This window comes from Flavihumibacter fluminis, assembly GCF_021491375.1.
Taxonomy (GTDB): domain Bacteria; phylum Bacteroidota; class Bacteroidia; order Chitinophagales; family Chitinophagaceae; genus Flavihumibacter; species Flavihumibacter fluminis.
On sequence record NZ_JAKEVY010000004.1, the window covers coordinates 251,664 to 270,387 of the forward strand.

Genomic DNA, 18,724 nt, shown 5'->3' on the forward strand with positions numbered 1-18,724 from the left:
AATGTATGACCGAAGAACTTTTATACAGCCAGCCTCAATGGCTGATTGGTCTTGTGACACTGGTTCTTTTGATCATTTCTGTTGAAACTGGTTTCTGGATTGGCTTAAAGGCAAAGGTTGAAATGACCCAACCAATGAAAGCTCAGATCTCTACAATCCAAACTGCCATTCTCACCATATTCACTTTTCTCCTTGGCTTTACATTTGCTATGGCATTATCCCGTTTTGACAATAGGAAACAAATGGTGGTAAAGGAATCAAACGCAATTGGAACCGCCGTATTAAGATCCAAACTTTTGCCAGAGAATCAACGGGCAAAAATGAATAAATTGTTCAAGCAGTATGTAAATGTTGAATTCAGTATAACATCAAGAGCAAATGTTCCTTTAGAGGAAAGAAAACAGCAAAACTTAGAAGCCAAACAACTACAAACATTAATGTGGGATGAGGCATTTGCGGCTACAGAAAACAATCCACTATCGGTTCCTGCAGGATTATTTGCAACCTCTATCAACCAACTGATTGATGTTAAAACAGAACGGGACATTGCCATTTCTAATCACGTTCCAGAGATAGTTTTACTTGGGCTATTGCTTTTTGCTGCATTAGCTATCGGTATTCTTGGTTATGGAAATGGATTAGCAGCTACACATGCCAGGTATCCTGCAATAATTTTGTGTCTTGTAATCACCATATCATTTATACTCATTATAGACCTTGACAGACCTAACAGGGGACTTACAAAAGTTAGTCAGGAAAGTATGATAGACTTAATGTCAATTATAAACAAAGTCAGCAAAGAGTAGTTATCAAAATCCTGTTGCCATTGCACTTTCCACAATTGCATCAAACTCTGCCTGCGATATGTATTGAGGAGTATAAGAACCTCCAACTTTCAGGATATTCTTATAAAATGATCGCAGGTGATTACGACTTCCTTTCATCAGCATTTCATAAACCAATCGTATGTCCTGATTATCAATATTGATTAGCTGATTCTTTAAATCAAACAGATCCAGGTCTTCAATAGTCGCACCAACTTTATACGCTTCTAAAATACTCGTATTTCCTTTTGCCACAAGTTGGTTATAGAGTTTCTGTAGCGATGTGTCTCTAAACACACCAACTGGATTTGAACCAACGGGATCTGTTAAACTATATTTATTCAACAATAACAAAACCGTGTTCATGTGAGTGAGTTCGCTGGCAGATATATTGGTAAAAATATTTACCCCCCATTTATTGTATAAGGTAACATATACATCCTTTGCCAGTTTCTCTTCTTCCCGCATAAACGACAATGAGGCTAATTCTGCAGTATTTAATGATTCTTTAGGCAAGCCTTTTATTTGAGCTTCCAGCCCGGCATAATTTAAGTTATCAGTGTTATTATTCACTTGATCCGAAACATCCTCTTTTGTACAGGAAAATAGAAACAATGAAACTGCTAACAGGAAGAGTTTGCCTATATTTTTAGCTGAATTTTTCATTGTGAAGAATTTTGTTCAAGTTACCATAAGCCACCTTGTCGTTTAGTAACTGTAGTTACACAATAATCACCCTCAACCTTACGTTACCGATTTTTGTAATACGAGAGATTAAACTTTCGGCAAAAAAGCGCGTCCAACGAAAAACCAAGTTCCAATTTTATGAAGCCGATCGCCTACCTGCTGCTTATCCTTGTATCTTTTGCAAGTTGTAGTAAAGACAATAGTGATGGACCAACCACGCCCCCCGATACCCTATACTTCCCTCCTGTTTCGGGGAATTTCACCTGGGAAACCACCAGCCTGTCCAGCCTGGGATGGAAGCAGAATGCAGTTCAGTCCCTGAAAGATTTTCTTGCTGCTAATAATACCAAATCCTTTATGATCCTGGTAAATGGCCGGATTGTGATGGAAGAATATTTCAATGGCCACAATGCCAGCACTGAATGGGAATGGAACAGCGCCGGGAAAACCCTGGTTGCTACTGCCACCGGTTTGGCAGCCCAGGATGGATTGGTGAACATCAATAATAAGGCATCCGATTATTTGGGTACAGGTTGGACAAGCATGCCGCTTGAGAAGGAGAACCTCATCACGGTAAAGCATTTGCTGACAATGACATCCGGCAATGATGACACCAAACAATTAATGATCAAGTCCAACCTGACCTATGTTGCCGATGCTGGCACCCGTTGGGCCTATAGCAATATTTTTCAGAAGCTGACCGATGTGGTGGCGGAAGCCAGCAACCAGGAATTTGAAGCGTACTTCAATGCCAAACTCAAAAATAAAATCGGTATGGATGGCAGATGGAATTTCGGTACCATCTTTACGATCTATCATAGTACCGCCAGAAGCATGGCAAGATTTGGCATCCTGGCCCTGAACAAAGGAAAATGGAATACAGAGCAGGTCGTAAATGAAGCCTTTATTACGGCAAGTACAACTACCTCCCAGGCCATCAATCCCTCTTACGGTTATATGTGGTGGTTAAATGGTAAATCCAAGTATATGCTGCCAAGTGATCAGACGGTGTACCAGGGAACACTTATTCCGAATGCTCCTGCAGATATGTTTGCGGGTATGGGTGCCGGTGATCAACGCGTATACGTAATTCCCAGCAAAAAAATGGTAGTGATTCGGATGGGACAAGCATCGAATCCGGACAATCCTGATTTTGCAGTATCAGGATTTGACAATGCGCTTTGGGAGAAAATTAGTGCGGTGATTAACTGATCCGGATTCAGTAAATTAGAGTATGATATCTAAAGTGCTTGCGCTATGCTGGCTGGTGATACATTCAGTCAGCGTTTATGCCCAGGCAGAAAAATTCAAATGCCTCTGCTCAACAATCGGCCTTGCTGATTCCTGGGCTGATAGTGCCGGCGTCAGTTGTTACATGATACCGGTATCCAGGGATGCTTTCAATAAATCAGCAGGCAATTTTAAACTGGCTGTTGCAGTCGCATCTCCCCTAAGTGCAACTAAGGAAAAACCTCTTTTATATCTGCATGGCGGTCCGGGTATTGCCACATTAGGAAACCTCCCAAACTACCTGAAGTCAGCCACCTGGAAGCAGATAAGGTAAACGCGATCGCTTGTATTTTTTGATTACCGGGGAACCGGTTATTCTGAACCTGCTGCATCACATGCAGCCATACATGTTGATGATTGTATCCGGGAGATAGCAACAACTTTTTTATCGAATCCATCTGCGAAAGTTGAAATTGCTTGTGTAGGCAAGCGTTCAAAAATCGTGTTTCTCAAAAGCGATCTGGAAAATGCTCTTTCTGATCTGCAAAAGAATAAAAGGAATTAATGTATTCAGTAATGCACAGAGCTTTTATACTAATTGTTGCAGTATCGCTTTCCATTATAAGTATCGCCCAGGAAAAAGAAAACAAATTCGCCGCGGTTGACAGTTTTGCGAGGACGGTGAAGTATAAAAATGATCTCACCAACCTGACCAACGAACTTACCAATCGTTACCCAGATCAGCTACAAAAAGCTAGAGCAATCTTCAGATGGATTACAGAAAATATCGCATACGATTACAAATATGTCAATAAGTACGCCAAGAGGAATAAAGAACCGAAAGCTTACAAATGCAAGGGCGATAAAGACTGCGAGGCGAAAAGAATTGCCTGGGAGATAAAATACATCGACAACGTACTGAAAAAGAATAAAGCGATTTGCCAGGGCTATTCCATGCTTTTCAAAAAGATGTGTGATATAGCAGGCATACAATCAGAAATCGTACCGGGTTATGTACGCACCGAATACTACCAGGTTGGCTCGGCAGGGTCCATGGATCACAGTTGGAATGTTATTTTAATTGACAGTGCCTATTATTTATTGGACCCTACCTGGGCGGCAGGGGCCTGTACCAAAAATGAAGAAGGCAAATTGCTCAGCTATATAAAAGAATTTGATGAGTACTATTGGATGACCCCTCCTTCCGATTTTGCCCGCAATCATTTTCCTGTAACGGGAAAATGGGCGCTCATCCCTAACTACACCAAAGAAAAATTCGCCGCCAACCCCTACTACCACCCAGGGGAAATTCAGAATATACAGCTAATTAGTCCGGCTACAGGGATTATTGAAGCCAAAAAAGGCGATACGATTCAGTTTAAAATTGCCTACAAAAGACCATTCAAGTTCCTTCAAATTAACTCCAATCAATTTAGAAATCCAGATATAATGAAGGAGGAGCAATTGTCGAAGCGAAAAAAAGTAATTCAACTCGATACCCTGGCATTGAAAAAGCAACAATATATACCTTACCATAAAACCGGGGATGTTTATGAGTTCAGTTATGCTGTAACAGATGAATCTCTTTATTATATTGATGTCCTTTTTGACTATACACGGATCATGCGATTTAAAGTGGTTATTAAAAACAAGTAACGAAATTCTTACCTTTCATCAAGAATCTCAACAACTTCTTTTAAGACCTTTGAAGTAATTCAACTAGAATGAAAGCAAGACAAGTTCATTTCTTCTCAGGGGTAATTTTATCTCTCTTTATAGGCATTCATTTATTCAATCATTTTTTCAGCATTTTTGGCATTCAGCGGCATATTGAGTTAATGGATAGCCTTCGAAAAATATACCGCCATCCGTTTATTGAAATCATACTACTGGTTGCAGTGGTGGTTCAAATACTATCCGGGCTTCGGCTAGTTCGAAGGAATAGCAGCAGGAACGCCAACTTTTTTGATAAAATTCATCTTTATAGTGGGCTTTATCTGGCCATTTTCCTGGTGATCCATGTCAGTGCTGTTTTGGCGGGTCGATTCTTTTTAAAATTGGATACTAATTTTTATTTTGGAGCAGCGGGTATCAACAGTTTTCCGGTCAACCTGTTTTTTATTCCCTATTATGCATTGGCCGTCCTCTCTTTTTTCGGACACCTGGCGGCAATACACAGCAAAAAAATGAATCAACCTATCTTGATACTAAGCCCGATTCAACAAGCATGGGGCATTTTGATTCTGGGAGCAGCACTCACATTGATTCTGTTTTATGGATTGACTAACCAGTTTTCCGGAATTGAATTACCCGAGGAGTATCGTATCTTGACGGGGCAATAAGCAGTTGCCTTAGATGAAATCAGTCCTTCTCTCAATATTTCTCTGGCTATTTATAAGCACATCGTACGCCCAGCAAATCAACACCAGGAAGCTGGACAGTTTTTTAACAACGCTTTCTTCTAAGGGAGTAGCAATGGGAAGCCTGGCTATCTCAAAAAAGGGACAGCCTCCATACCGAAAGGAATTAAGTCCTGCCACGTTGTACAGAATTGGATCCGTAACCAAATTATTTACAGCCGTACTCGTCTTTCAGTTAATTGAAGAAAAAAAGCTATCCTTAGATCAGAAGCTGAGCAGGTTTTATCCTGATCTCCCCAATGCCGAATCCATATCCATTGAAGATATGCTCTATCACAGAACAGGTTTGCACGATTATACGAAGGATACGGACTTTACTACCTGGATGGATCAACCCAAATCGAAAGCTGAACTTTTAACTATTATCAAACAAAAAGGAAGTGATTTCCAGCCGGGTGAAAAATCCGAATACAGCAATAGCAACTTTCTTTTACTTGGGTATATTATTGAAAGCATTTCAAAGAAAACCTATGCAGAGGTCTTAAAGAAACGAATAAGCGATCCGCTCCAATTAACGAATACATGGTTCGGAACTGATGCAGGCATAAAAACGCCGCAAGTTTACTCTTTCAAAAACAAAAATGGAAACTGGACACCCGAAAAATCAACTGATTTAAGCATTCATGGCGGTGCCGGTGCTATTGTTTCTTGTCCGGATGATTTGATTCGTTTCATCAATGCCCTCTTTGCAAATAAACTTATCAGCCAGGCAAGCTTAGCCAGCATGAAAACGATCGTAAATGAGTATGGAATGGGGATGTTTGCCAACAAGTATGGCAGTAAAAAAAGTTATGGGCACAATGGAAGAATAGAAGAATTCTATGCGGCAGTATGGCATTACCCGGAAGCCAATTTATCCATTGCCTATTGTACCAACGGCATACATTATCCACGCACGGATCTGATAGAAGGAGTGCTGAAAATCTGCTTTGATGAACCCTTTAGCCTTCCTTTCAGCAACAGATCTGATGAAGATCTGAAAATCTATACCGGAAATTATTCAAATAATGAGCTATCAGTAAACTGTTCAGTGGATGGAAATCAACTTACGGTTGAAACCAGGGGCGTTGTATTTGATCTGGAGCGAATTGGGAATAACTATTTCATGCACGCCGGCAGCGGGTATTATTTTGAATTCTTTCCCCAAAGAAGAGAACTACAGATAAAGGAGACAGACAATATCTACTACCTTAATAAGCAGAAATGAAAATTAGCCTGGCGCAAATCAAACCAGTAAAAGGAAGTATCGAAGCGAATCTGGCTATCCATAAAAATTACATCCGGATGGCAGCCCAACAAGGAGCCGACTGTATCTTTTTTCCTGAACTTTCCATTACCAGTTATGAATCAGCGCTTGCAGAACAACTGGCAATGAAAGAGGATGACAGTACCCTGGATGAACTCCAGGACCTTAGCAGCCAATTATCAATAACTATCGGAGTGGGAATGCCAACAGTTGGTAGGGAAAAACCAAGAATTGGTATGGTCATTTTTCAACCCTTTCAATCGCGGCAATACTATTTCAAACAGCAATTACATTCGGATGAGTTTCCATTTTTTGAAGCCGGTGAAAAGCAGGTAGTAATCCCGGTTAAAAACTACCAAATCGCACCCGCCATTTGTTATGAAAGTCTGCAGCCGGATCATTCTGAGTGCGCCTATCAGCTTGGAGCCAATCTCTACCTGGCAAGTGTGGCCAAATCACAACAGGGTGTAGATAAGGCGATGGCCTATTTCCCACAAGTTGCCCGAAAGTATGCAATGCCGGTTGTGATGGTAAACTGTATCGGCCCCTGTGATGATTTTGAGGCTGCCGGACAAAGCACCATCTGGTCAAAAGAAGGAAGAAGGATTGCTCAGTTAAAAACGGAAGAAGGATTGCTAATTTATGATACGGAAACAAATCAAATAGTATGAAATCCACTGCAGCACATGACGAAAAAATTGCGAAGATGAGCTTTGCATCCGTTTATCCGCATTATATAACGAAAGTGGAGAAAAAAGGCAGAACCAAAGCAGAATTGCACGAGGTGATCGAATGGCTGACCGGTTTCAATGAGGCTAAAATTCAGGAGCTGATTGAGCAAAAAGTCAGTTTCGAAACCTTCTTTCAGCAGGCAACAATGAATCCAAATGCACATCTGATAACCGGGTTGATTTGCGGATACCGGGTAGAGGAAATTGAGAACCCATTAACTCAGCAGGTACGATACCTCGACAAGCTGGTAGATGAATTGGCCAAGGGCAAAAAAATGGAAAAAATATTACGCGAATCCTGATATTTGGCAACAACTATGCCAGATAAACTCTTCAGTCAACAATTATGGAACCAGTTTGGCGCGAGCATCGATATGCTCACTAATTGTATTCATTCTGTTCCGGATGATTTCTTCTCCCAACATAAGCGCGCCTATTATCTCACTTATCACACCATACTATTCCTTGATTATTACTCCAGTTTTCCACCTTCAAGTTTTTCGCCTCTTCTTCCCTTTTCACAGTTACCTGAGGAAAAAAGACCAGCTGAGTCCATTGGAGATATGATACCTGATGCGATTTACACCAAAAAAGAATTAATGCATTATGTTGAAGTCATTCGTGCAAAATGCAGGCAGCTTATATTTTCAATAACTGAAGAAACGATGCAAACCCGCTTCACGGAAGGAGCCGAAGAAGGGGACATGGATTACCCTTTTCTTGAAATATTGCTTTACAATATGCGTCACACAGCTCATCACGTAGGACAACTGCAACTGCTAATACGTCAACATTTGATTGAACATATGGAGTGGGCCTTTCGGGAAGGAGAAAGTACCTTTACAATAATCTAACCCCTTTTCGATAACATGCACAAGGAATCAGTAGCACCGGAAAATCTAACAAGCACACAACATTTTGAAATACTGGATGGGCTGATCAGGAAAATCGTACGCTTACACCCTCTGGGAAGGAAAAACTGGACGGTTTTTGGATTCATTTAGATGTAGATGTACTTAACGATGAAATAATGCCCGCAGTTGACAGTCGAACACCAGATGGATTATGGTATTCAGAATTATCTGAGCTTCTGGAACCGCTTTTAATTAGTGATAAGGCAACGGGCCTGCAAATCACTATTCTTGATCCGGATCTTGACCCGAGTGGTTATTATACAAAAGAATTTGTAAAAAGAATTTGCGAAACAATAAATTCTGTGAAGTAATGGATGTATTTAATGTAAATGGTTTTGAAGTAATTGACACAGTTTATTCATCTTCTGAAATAGAGGAAATTATAACTGTTATCAATGAGAATACGAGCAATAAAGCAACATTCCGGAAATCCGCCGATCTTTTTGCTATTCGACAATTTCTAAAAGAGATACCAGCGTGCATCCCGCTGCTGTTTAATAACAATCTCCAAAACCTACTTTTGAGTCGGTTTGGAAAAGAATATTTTGTAGTTAAATCTATCTATTTTGATAAACCAGCTGAATCGAACTGGTTTGTTGCTTACCATCAGGACCTCACCATTTCGGTAGACAAAAAAAAATGGAATTAGAGGGATTTGGGCCCTGGACGATCAAGCAGAACCAATTCGCTGTTCAGCCGACTTCAAAAATATTAGAAGATAACTTTACCATTAGAATTCATCTCGATTCTGCAACTGCCGAAAACGGTGCATTGAGAGTCATTCCTGGCTCAAACACAAATGGAATTGTACGTCCCGATGAAATAAATCACCAGCATCTCGAACAAACCTGCTCAGTAGATGCAGGAGGAGTCATGCTTATGAAACCACTCCTGCTACATGCTTCGGGCAGAACTATCAATAATCGTCGAAGAAGAGTGGTACATATTGAATTTAGCGGAACTGAATTACCGCTGGGATTGAGCTGGTCAGAGAAGCAATCTATCCCCCTCTCTTATAACAGTTAGAATCTTCTCCAGTCCTGCATCACTGAAAAGGTTTTCAAAAAGGAATACTCAGAGTATTACCACATTATGCATTGATAGATGGCCAATCGATAGAAAGTCAAATCCGGCAAAAGAGCTCGAGTAAGAAATAGGTATTTAAAATTTATTTATTTTGGAGTATGGCAGGACTAGAATGCAGCCGACTAACATATAATCAATCTGATATCTTTCAGCAAATAGCCAACTGGTATCAAATGGAATGGAAATTCCCCTCTGGAGACGACCTTATCAAGACTAACTGCCATTACTCGGCAAAAAGATCAGTTTCAACTTGTCATGACCAGTGATGGAGTTCCTATTGGAACAGCTGGCGTATACAATACCGTTCGTATCCTGGAAAAGATACCTAGACTGAATATCTATACACATTGGTTGGCATTGGTATACACGATTCCGATGGAGAGAGGCAAGGGATACGGCGCCCTGCTTTGTGAAAAAGTAGAAGAAGAGGCCAAAAAAGAAGGAATATCAAAACTCCACTTATATACTTACACCGCCGAATCACTTTATAAAAGAGGTGGTTGGCAGTTAGTGGAAAGAATAGAGGTTGAGTCAAGAAATATTGTATTGATGGAAAAAGAGTTAGCTATTCTTAAATAATGATTGAGTATAAAAAAATGCGCATACTTATTATCCTGTTGTTGCTTGGGATCTTCTCCAATTTAACAGCACAACCAACAGTTATTAAAGGAGAAGTTAGGCATTTAACTGCGGAGGAAAAAATAATGGACAGTGCGAATCGTCATTGTATTGAAACAAATAGCTATACACCAAAACAACGACTTCAAAATTATCCATTCAATAGAGCAAAGCAGGTTCAGTTACTTTCATTTGATATGCCAGCTAATGTTATAATGGGTGGAGAAGTGCCTGTAAAAAAAGGCATAATCAACCAGGAAAGGGTGAAAGAAATAATAACCTTATCAGCCTCGCAAATTGACTCATTAACTCATATCCTTTATAATATTTCCTACCAGGGGCCCTTTTTCACTATTGACGAGGGACTTTGTTACAGTCCAAGAAATGCCATCCTGTTTAATGATTCAAAAGGGAAAACATTCGCATTTATTGAAGTTTGCTTTCAATGTACTGGAAACAGATTAAGTTCAAAAAAAGTAAAGGGCGGGGATTTCTGTGATGAGAAATATGAACTTCTTAGAAATTATTTTCGGAATGCAGGTGTACTTTTCGGCACTGAAAAACGTATATATTCCGATGAAGAGTAAATAAAAAAACCGCCCACGAGGGGCGGTTCAATTTTTTCCGGACGAGTCAACAACCTACGGTTTCATAGAAATAGGCCTTTCAATAACTGCTTACTTTTTTTTGTTTAGCTCATCATTTTCAGGGAGCCCGGACAATCAATCTACCAATGATGGACGCATTGATAAATCTTCTTCATTGGGTTGGATTCTACTCGTTTTCGCGGATGTCGGATTCGTTTACTGCTGCTTTCAAAGGATTGGATTGGTTTCTGCTGTTTCTACGGTCGCTTCAGAGGTATTGGATTGGTTTAGGATCTAGGGACTACTATTCTCTGTTGCTGATACAAAGATGTAGTGTTTTTTCGCCCTTTAAAAACTCTTTCGCCCTTCAAGCAAAAACCGTCGATAAATGGACATTTACGACGGTTTTTTGGAAATTTCATCAGTGCTCAAATCGACTAAATCACCACATTGATCATCCTGTTTTTCACATACACAATCTTTTTCGGCGCCTTCCCTTCCAGCCATTTCTGCACCAGCTCATTTGCCAGCACAATCTCCTCCACTTCCGCCTGGGAAGCCTCCAAACCAATGGTGATCTCTGTACGCGTTTTACCATTGATTGCTACAGGATATGCCTTGGCCGACTCCCGCACATATTCCTCCTTAAACTCGGGGAAAGCTGCATCCAATACGGATCCTGCCTGTCCGGCCAGTTGCCATAACTCTTCTGTAATATGCGGCGCATAAGGAGCCAGCAATACCAACAATGGCAACAAGATGCTTTTCTTCCGGCATTTCAGCTCATTTAATTCATTCACACAGATCATAAATCCACTCACACCCGTATTAAAAGAAAAACGCTCGGTATCTTCTTCAATCTTGCGAATCGTGCGATGCAAAACCTTCAATTCTGCCGCAGTTGGAGCTTCATCTGTCAGGTTCAGGCCCTTGTTCTCATCCACATACAAACGCCAGAACTTCTTAAGGAAACGATGTACTCCTTCAATGCCCTTGGTATCCCATGGTTTACTGATCTCTACCGGTCCAAGGAACATTTCGTACATACGGAAGGTATCCGCGCCGAATCTCTCTACGATATGGTCCGGGTTCACAGTATTGAACTTGGACTTGGACATTTTCTCCACTTCCGAACCACAGAGATACTGCTCATTCTCCAGCACAAATTCAGCCTGGGCATATTCGGGTTTCCATTTCTTAAACGCTTCTGTATCCAGCGCATATCCATCCACGATATTCACATCCACATGCAGTTTGTCAACCAGCTTGCCTTCATACATTCCTTCCTCATTCAACAAGCCCTTCGATACAAATGTATTCGTGCCATTGATCCTGTAAACAAACCGACTGCTTCCCTGGATCATGCCCTGGTTTACCAGTTTCTTATAAGGCTCATCAAAGCCGATATGTCCGAGATCGTATAATACTTTGGTCCACATCCGGCTGTATAATAAATGTCCTACCGCATGCTCGGTTCCACCGATATACAAATCCACCTGTCCCCAGTAATCACTGGCCGCCCTGGAGCAAAACTCCTTGTCGTTTTTGGGATCCATATACCGCAGGAAATACCAGGAAGATCCAGCATAACCAGGCATGGTATTGGTCTCCAGTTCTGCAGCAATCCATTCCGGAATATTTGCCAGGGGGCCCTCCCCTTCTGGTCCGGGTTTGTAGGATTCCACATAAGGCAATTCGAGTGGAAGGTCAGACGCCGGTAAGGCTTTCGCCACCCCATTCTGCCATTTAACCGGGAAGGGTTCACCCCAATAACGCTGACGGCTAAACGCTGCATCCCGCATCCGGTAATTCACTTTGCGATTGCCGATACCCATCTCTTCCAGTTTCTTCAGCACGATTTCAGTTGCTTCGCGCATGCCAATACCATTCAGGAAACCACTGTTCTCGAGAATCGCATCCTTGGTAGGATTGGCTTCCTTGCCATCATACTGTGCTCCAATTATATTGGTGATGGGAATGGAAAAATGTTCTGCAAAACGATGATCTCTTTCATCTCCGCAAGGCACGGCCATGATGGCACCTGTACCATAACCTGCGAGCACGTATTCTGATAACCAGATCGGAATTTCTCTTCCATCAAAAGGATTGATCGCATAAGAACCTGTGAAAACACCAGTAATCTTTTTCTCAGCCATCCGCTCGCGCTCACTGCGGCTCTTCACATAATCAAGGTATTGCTCTACAGCAGCAGCCTGCCCTTCAGATTTTAATCCCTCTACAATATCCAATTCCGGTGCCACAACCATAAAGTCCACGCCGAAAATGGTATCGGGCCTTGTGGTATATACTCTCAGACTGGACACTGATCCTTTCTCTGACTTCACGGCGAAATCAATCTCCGCGCCATAACTCTTGCCAATCCAGTTGGTCTGCATTTCCTTCATGGCCTCGCTGAACTCAATGCGATCCAAACCTTCCAGCAGGCGATCTGCATATTCTGTGATGCGCAGGTACCACTGGCGTAGTTTCTTTTTTACCACGGGATGACCACCACGCTCACTTACACCATTCACCACTTCATCATTTGCCAACACTGTTCCCAGTGCCTCACACCAGTTTACTTCTCCATAACCGCAATAGGCCAGGCGGTAGTTCATCAGGATTTCCTGCTGGCGATGAGAAGAATAGGCTTTCCAGTCGGCCGCGTTGAATTGCAGTCCCGGTTCACCCGGACAAACAACTCCTTCATTCCCCTTCTCTTCAAAGATGGCAACCAGGGAGCTGATTGACTCCGCTTTTCCGGTAGCCCTGTTATAATAAGATTCAAATAATTGCAGGAAGATCCATTGTGTCCATTTGTAATAGGAAGGATCGCAGGTACGCACTTCCCTGCTCCAGTCGAAACAGAAACCAATATTATCCAGCTGGTTGCGGAAATTCTGGATATTGGTCTCGGTACTCACAGCCGGATGCACACCATGTTCGATGGCATACTGTTCTGCCGGCAATCCAAACGCATCATAGCCCATCGGGTGTAACACATTGTACCCTTTCAGGCGCTTGAACCGGCTGTAGATATCGCTGGCAATATAACCCAGGGGATGGCCAACATGCAATCCTGCTCCACTCGGATAGGGAAACATATCCAGTACATAACATTTGGGCTTGTCCGAGTCATTGGAAACCTGGTAAGTCTGCTGCGCTTTCCACTCTGCCTGCCATTTTTTTTCGATCTGCCTGAAACTATACTCCATGCTTGCTATTTGGATCAACAATATTTTAAATGTGAAATTGGCCTTAAAAGAACCGGCCAAGGGGCGACAAAAATACAAACAGAAAGGCTAAAACCGCTATTTTTGTCCGCGTCGACAAGTACTGACCCATCGAAACATCAAATCATGACGCAAATCGGAAAATCCTCCGCGAAACGTTCCCAGCCATCTTATTTTATGTCCATTCTGGGGGTTTCCCTGGTGCTTTTCATATTGGGACTGCTGGGCTGGATCGTGATCAATGCCAACAAACTGGGGCAATATTTTAAGGAAAATGTGGAAGTGCGGGTGTATTTGAAAGAGAATATCTCTTCCAAGGACAGCGTGGAGCTGACGCAGTACATTGCCAGTAAGCCCTATGTGCGGCAGTACACCTATGTAACGAAGGAGGATGCCAAGAAGAAATTCATGGCAGATGGGAACGACGACTGGAAAAATATCCTGGAGGCCAACCCTCTGCCGGCCAGTATCGATTTTACCCTAATTAATGAATACGTACATTCTGATTCCCTGGCAGCTATCCAGGCCGACCTGGAACAGAATATAGCTGTGAATGATGTACAATACCCCCGCACGCTGGTGGATAATCTGAATGAGAATGTCAAAAAAATCAGCCTTATACTGCTGATTATTGCGATCGTGCTCTGTGTAGTAGTTATTGTGCTGATTGATAATACAATCCGGCTGGCCATGTTCAGCAACCGGTTTATCATCAAAACCATGCAAATGGTAGGGGCCACCCGGGGCTTTATCGCCAAACCGATGGATATGCGGGCTATTTTGAATGGGGCTATAGCCGGGGTGATTGCGATTGCAGGCATCATCGCCCTGATCTTTTTTGCCGAACAACAGCTTCCGGAGCTGAAAGCCATGCGGGATACCACCTGGCTGGCTATTCTGGGAGCGGGAATCATATTATTAGGAATCCTGATTTCATTGCTGAGTACCCACCGCAGCGTGGTGAAATACCTGAAGATGAAATTGGATGATCTTTATTAATCCTTATTTTGCAACCATGTCTAAGAAAGTAACTACAACTCCTACCTCTCATACATCCGAAAGCTTATTCGGAAAGACCAACTATATCTGGATGCTGGCAGGTATTGCCGTGATTGCATTAGGATTATTACTGATGGCGGGTGGCAGAAGTGCTGATCCAACTGTATTTGAGCAGAAAGAGGTGTACAGCACTACGCGGATTACCATTGCCCCGATTCTGATTATTGCCGGATTGGCGCTGGAAGTAGTGGCCATCTTCAAAAAGCCCAACTCCTGATCTTTTTTCCATGAGTATTCTTGAAGCCATTATCATAGCCATCGTAGAGGGCCTGACCGAGTTTTTACCTGTCTCTTCTACGGGCCATATGATCATTGCCAGCTCCCTGCTGGGTATCCATACCGAATCCTTCACCAAATTATTTGAAGTAGCCATCCAGTTGGGAGCGATCCTGGCTGTGGTGGTGCTTTACTGGAAGAAATTTGTGGACTTTAAAAGTTTCAGTTTTTACATCAAACTGGCGCTGGCGGTGGTTCCGGCACTTTTGCTGGGTTTCCTGTTTTCGGATCAGATTGATGCCCTGCTGGAGAGTCCGCTTACAGTGGCCATCACCCTGTTATTGGGAGGTTTTGTACTGATATTCATTGATCGCAGTTTTCAACATCCAAGCATACACGAGGAAGCTGAAATCAGTTATGGTAAAGCCATCATCATAGGTATCTGGCAGTGCCTGGCGATGATACCCGGTGTAAGCAGAAGTGCTGCTTCTATTATTGGTGGTATGCAGCAAAGTTTATCACGTAAGGTGGCAGCTGAATTTTCCTTTTTCCTGGCGGTACCAACAATGGCAGCAGCAACCGGCTATTCCCTGGTATTAAAAGACTGGCCCGGGGCAAATGGCGTAGAACAGAAAGGATATGAAATGCTGCTCAGTTCCCAGGACAATCTGATAGCATTTATTGTAGGGAATATTGTGGCCTTTGTTGTTGCGCTGCTGGCCATCAAATTCTTCATTGGTTTTCTACAGAAACACGGCTTCCGCTGGTTCGGTTATTACCGGATTGTGGCTGGGGTAATTCTTCTTATATTGCTGTGGACAGGTGTCATCCATAATGGATAACCTCCTGTTCCAAAACCAAGCAACTGCATGCAGACGGCACCAAAAAAAGTCATCAATGGTTGGGCCATGTACGATTGGGCCAACAGTGCGTATAACCTGGTCATCACCAGCACGATTTTTCCGGCCTATTTTGTAGCAATAACCTCTTCAGGAAATGGCAATGGCCAGCATAAAGTTTCTTTTTTCGGAAGAGAGTTTGTGAACACGGCCCTGATGGATTATGCCCTCAGTGTGGTCTTCCTGCTGGTGGCCTTCAGCAGCCCGATCCTCTCCTCCATTGCGGATTACAGGCGCAATAAAAAAGTATACCTGCGCTGGTTCAGTTTTATGGGCTCCGCCTCCTGTTTGGGATTATTCTTTTTCACCCCCGAACGCATTGAGTTAGGCATCATCTTCTTTTCCATTGCGGCTTTAGGGTATTGGGCGAGCCTGGTATTTTATAATTCCTATCTGCCTGATATTGCTGCACCGGAGGACCAGGACCGCATCAGTGCGAAAGGTTTTGCACTGGGGTATGTGGGATCAGTATTATTACAAATTATTTGTTTCATTCTTATTCTCTATCCGGGAATTCTCGAAACTTTGTTTGGATTTGATCCAAAAGATAAAACCCTTGGTCCCCGATTTTCCTTTTTACTAGTAGGCATCTGGTGGTTCGGGTTTGCTCAATTCACGCTGCGCGTATTGCCCCTCAGCAGCAAGGCGGAGCGCAAATCCAAAAAACATGTACTCGTAAATGGATTCCATGAATTGCAACTGGTTTGGAAACAGCTCAAACAGATGGCTGTTTTAAAGCGATTCCTGCTTTCCTTTTTCCTTTACAACATGGGAGTGCAAACCGTGATGCTGGTAGCAGCAGGTTTCGGAAAAAAAGAGATCTTCCCTAACCCGGAGGATGAACCCAAATTGCTGGTCACCATCATCCTGATACAGCTGGTAGCTATTATTGGCGCTATTGGTTTGAGCCGGTTGTCAAAAAAAATCGGGAATATGTGGGTGCTGATTATAGCTGTAAGCATCTGGATCCTGGTGTGTATCGCTGGCTATTACGTACAGACACAAACGCAGTTTTATATTCTCGCTGCCTGCGTGGGATTGGTAATGGGTGGTATCCAGAGTATGAGCCGTAGCACCTATTCCAAACTATTGCCTCCTACCCAGGACACGACTTCCTTTTTCAGCTTCTATGATGTAACAGAAAAGATCGCTATTGTGATCGGCATCTTTACATTTGGTTACCTCGAAGAACTAACCGGGAGTATGCGCAATTCAATCATAGCATTAGGCATCTTCTTTGTACTGGGATTGATCGCCTTATTCTATACCAAAAAAGCCTACGATAAAGCACATGCAACTATACACAATTGATACGGGTTATTTCAAACTGGACGGTGGTGCCATGTTTGGTGTGGTTCCCAAAACCATGTGGAACAAATTGAATCCGGCAGACGAAAACAATCTCTGCACCTGGGCCATGCGCTGCCTGCTGGTACAGGATGGGAACCGGTTAATACTGATTGATACCGGCATTGGTGATAAACAGGATGCCAAATTCTTTTCGCATTATCATTTGCATGGTGATAGCAGTCTCGATCGTTCGCTTTCCCAGCATGGTTTTCATCGCGATGATATTACAGACGTGTTTCTCACCCATCTGCATTTCGATCATTGCGGAGGTGCGATTATCCGCCAGGGAGATCAACTGCTGCCTGCTTTTAAAAACGCAACTTACTGGAGTCACGCAGACCACTGGAACTGGGCCGTGCATCCCAATGACCGGGAGAAAGCATCTTTTCTTAAGGATAATATTTTGCCCATCCAGGAGTCGGGACAATTGAAATTTATTGAAGGGGAAACTGCGCCTATAGATGGCCGTTTGGGAGAGCTGAAGTTTACTGATAACTTCTCCGTAAGGCTGGTCAATGGCCATACCAATTCCATGATGCTGCCTCAGATAAAGTACAAAGGCAGAACGATTGTGTATATGGCAGACCTCCTGCCTTCAGCTGCTCATCTGCCCATACCTTATGTGATGGCCTATGATATGTTTCCGCTTACCACCCTGCAGGAGAAAAAATCCTTCCTTGCAGAGGCTGTCGAAAACAACTACCTGCTCTATTTCGAACACGATCCTCAAATTGAACTGGCAGAACTGGTGCAGACGGAAAAAGGTGTGCGGGCAGGGGAAACGCTGAAATTAACTGAGTTGTAACCTCACCGGCCGGGTAAAGAAAGACTACCGCACTCCTACCAAACTACTGAGGGGATAACGCAGGTTGCGGTAAGACATCATGTCAACTTTTACACTTCCTACGCTGATCGGGCTCTCCACGCGCAGGGGGATTTTGTTGCCATCGTCGCTTACCCAAACAGTCATCTTTTCGCCCCCTTCAAAAATGGTTCCTTTCACCAGCAGCGGCTTGAATTTGATGGCGCGGAACTTTCCGTACTTGGTTTTAATCGTTTCCTTACCCAGGTAACGGATGTAGAGATTATAGGTTTCATCATCCAGGAACATGGAAAAAGGAATTTTATCTCCAGGTTTGTATTTGCCGAAATCGATATTACGCGCATAGTAGATGGAACTCACTACATCCTGCACGCAGTTTGGAACATCAAACGTGCCATAGTTGGCGATCGCCTTATTGGCTTTGTGATCAAAATTCACTGTTTGAAATTTCGTATACCCACCCTCGTACACATTCCGGATAAACTTGTGCGGCTGTAAAGAAAAGGTATCGATATAGGACTCGTATTTATCCCGCACCTTAAAAAAGTTGTCATAGAAGCTATAGGTTTTTCCATCTCCTATTACATGATACACCGGGTTTCCATTCAGGTTGGTTAAACGGACAGAGAAATTAGCTTCACCTGCTCCGATATACATGCCGGCGAGTGTATAATAAACCTTGTAGGTGGTAGATTCTCCATCCTTAAATGCGATATTACGAACGCCACAAAACTCATTGTATGCATCCAGTCTTTTGGAAAACACCAGGCTTACGAATATGAACACTAAAATTCTTTTCAT

Annotated in this window: 22 protein-coding genes; 19 read left to right on the top strand and 3 right to left on the bottom strand. The window is 42.8% G+C overall.

The window, feature by feature from the left end:
- Window positions 1-5: 5 nt before the first annotated feature.
- Complete coding sequence (locus L0U88_RS16250; protein ID WP_234867176.1) at window positions 6-806, top strand: bestrophin-like domain; 801 nt, start codon at window positions 6-8, stop codon at window positions 804-806.
- A gap of 3 nt (window positions 807-809) precedes the next feature.
- Here L0U88_RS16250 and L0U88_RS16255 read toward each other — a convergent pair whose 3' ends face one another.
- Entirely contained in the window at window positions 810-1,490 is a 681-nt protein-coding gene (locus L0U88_RS16255; RefSeq protein ID WP_234867178.1) for a DUF2202 domain-containing protein, read from the bottom strand.
- Between the two features lie 159 nt (window positions 1,491-1,649).
- Between L0U88_RS16255 and L0U88_RS16260 the strand changes: the two genes are divergently transcribed.
- From L0U88_RS16260 to L0U88_RS16320, 13 genes are all read left to right on the top strand, one after another.
- On the top strand, window positions 1,650-2,723 hold the full coding sequence (locus L0U88_RS16260) for a serine hydrolase domain-containing protein (RefSeq protein ID WP_234867180.1): 1,074 nt from the start codon (window positions 1,650-1,652) through the stop codon (window positions 2,721-2,723).
- A 22-nt stretch (window positions 2,724-2,745) separates the two neighbouring features.
- Entirely contained in the window at window positions 2,746-3,075 is a 330-nt protein-coding gene (locus tag L0U88_RS16265) for a hypothetical protein (protein ID WP_234867181.1), read from the top strand.
- 242 nt (window positions 3,076-3,317) lie between these two features.
- Window positions 3,318-4,397: a transglutaminase domain-containing protein gene (locus L0U88_RS16270; RefSeq protein WP_234867183.1), complete on the top strand. Its 1,080-nt coding sequence runs from the start codon at window positions 3,318-3,320 to the stop codon at window positions 4,395-4,397.
- 68 nt (window positions 4,398-4,465) lie between these two features.
- The gene (locus L0U88_RS16275) at window positions 4,466-5,083 is read left to right on the top strand and encodes a succinate dehydrogenase/fumarate reductase transmembrane subunit (protein WP_234867185.1); all 618 of its coding nucleotides are present in this window, start codon (window positions 4,466-4,468) and stop codon (window positions 5,081-5,083) included.
- A 13-nt stretch (window positions 5,084-5,096) separates the two neighbouring features.
- Window positions 5,097-6,368, top strand: coding sequence for a serine hydrolase domain-containing protein (locus L0U88_RS16280; RefSeq protein WP_234867187.1), 1,272 nt, complete (start codon window positions 5,097-5,099; stop codon window positions 6,366-6,368).
- The gene (locus tag L0U88_RS16285; protein ID WP_234867189.1) at window positions 6,365-7,078 is read left to right on the top strand and encodes a carbon-nitrogen hydrolase family protein; all 714 of its coding nucleotides are present in this window, start codon (window positions 6,365-6,367) and stop codon (window positions 7,076-7,078) included. The genes L0U88_RS16280 and L0U88_RS16285 overlap by 4 nt, the downstream gene beginning before the upstream one ends.
- The gene (locus tag L0U88_RS16290; RefSeq protein ID WP_234867191.1) at window positions 7,075-7,440 is read left to right on the top strand and encodes a DUF2200 domain-containing protein; all 366 of its coding nucleotides are present in this window, start codon (window positions 7,075-7,077) and stop codon (window positions 7,438-7,440) included. Before L0U88_RS16285 ends, L0U88_RS16290 begins: the two co-directional genes overlap by 4 nt.
- 15 nt (window positions 7,441-7,455) lie before the next feature.
- A complete protein-coding gene (locus tag L0U88_RS16295) occupies window positions 7,456-7,992 on the top strand; it encodes a DinB family protein (RefSeq protein WP_234867193.1) in 537 nt (178 codons plus the stop codon).
- A gap of 125 nt (window positions 7,993-8,117) precedes the next feature.
- On the top strand, window positions 8,118-8,363 hold the full coding sequence (locus L0U88_RS16300; protein ID WP_255723185.1) for an arginase family protein: 246 nt from the start codon (window positions 8,118-8,120) through the stop codon (window positions 8,361-8,363).
- Entirely contained in the window at window positions 8,363-8,701 is a 339-nt protein-coding gene (locus tag L0U88_RS16305) for a phytanoyl-CoA dioxygenase family protein (RefSeq protein ID WP_234867196.1), read from the top strand. Before L0U88_RS16300 ends, L0U88_RS16305 begins: the two co-directional genes overlap by 1 nt.
- Complete coding sequence (locus tag L0U88_RS16310) at window positions 8,692-9,078, top strand: phytanoyl-CoA dioxygenase family protein (RefSeq protein ID WP_234867198.1); 387 nt, start codon at window positions 8,692-8,694, stop codon at window positions 9,076-9,078. The genes L0U88_RS16305 and L0U88_RS16310 overlap by 10 nt, the downstream gene beginning before the upstream one ends.
- 282 nt (window positions 9,079-9,360) lie before the next feature.
- A complete protein-coding gene (locus L0U88_RS16315) occupies window positions 9,361-9,717 on the top strand; it encodes a GNAT family N-acetyltransferase (protein ID WP_353620673.1) in 357 nt (118 codons plus the stop codon).
- Window positions 9,717-10,343, top strand: coding sequence for a hypothetical protein (locus tag L0U88_RS16320; RefSeq protein ID WP_234867202.1), 627 nt, complete (start codon window positions 9,717-9,719; stop codon window positions 10,341-10,343). Before L0U88_RS16315 ends, L0U88_RS16320 begins: the two co-directional genes overlap by 1 nt.
- 437 nt (window positions 10,344-10,780) lie before the next feature.
- Here L0U88_RS16320 and leuS read toward each other — a convergent pair whose 3' ends face one another.
- Window positions 10,781-13,558 (bottom strand): leucine--tRNA ligase, encoded by a 2,778-nt coding sequence (gene leuS, locus L0U88_RS16325; RefSeq protein ID WP_234867204.1) that lies wholly within the window; start codon window positions 13,556-13,558, stop codon window positions 10,781-10,783.
- A 144-nt stretch (window positions 13,559-13,702) separates the two neighbouring features.
- Between leuS and L0U88_RS16330 the strand changes: the two genes are divergently transcribed.
- Genes L0U88_RS16330 through L0U88_RS16350 form a run of 5 tightly spaced genes read left to right on the top strand, consistent with a single transcriptional unit; the run spans window position 13,703 to window position 17,905 of the window.
- On the top strand, window positions 13,703-14,575 hold the full coding sequence (locus tag L0U88_RS16330; RefSeq protein ID WP_234867206.1) for a cell division protein FtsX: 873 nt from the start codon (window positions 13,703-13,705) through the stop codon (window positions 14,573-14,575).
- A 16-nt stretch (window positions 14,576-14,591) separates the two neighbouring features.
- A complete protein-coding gene (locus L0U88_RS16335) occupies window positions 14,592-14,852 on the top strand; it encodes a DUF3098 domain-containing protein (protein WP_234867208.1) in 261 nt (86 codons plus the stop codon).
- 10 nt (window positions 14,853-14,862) lie between these two features.
- Entirely contained in the window at window positions 14,863-15,693 is an 831-nt protein-coding gene (locus L0U88_RS16340; RefSeq protein WP_234867209.1) for an undecaprenyl-diphosphate phosphatase, read from the top strand.
- Window positions 15,694-15,720: 27 nt separating this feature from the next.
- Window positions 15,721-17,061, top strand: a complete 1,341-nt coding sequence (locus tag L0U88_RS16345; protein ID WP_234867211.1) for an MFS transporter — start codon at window positions 15,721-15,723, stop codon at window positions 17,059-17,061.
- Window positions 17,042-17,905, top strand: a complete 864-nt coding sequence (locus L0U88_RS16350) for an MBL fold metallo-hydrolase (RefSeq protein ID WP_234867213.1) — start codon at window positions 17,042-17,044, stop codon at window positions 17,903-17,905. Before L0U88_RS16345 ends, L0U88_RS16350 begins: the two co-directional genes overlap by 20 nt.
- 24 nt (window positions 17,906-17,929) lie before the next feature.
- Here L0U88_RS16350 and L0U88_RS16355 read toward each other — a convergent pair whose 3' ends face one another.
- Entirely contained in the window at window positions 17,930-18,724 is a 795-nt protein-coding gene (locus L0U88_RS16355) for a DUF3108 domain-containing protein (protein ID WP_234867214.1), read from the bottom strand.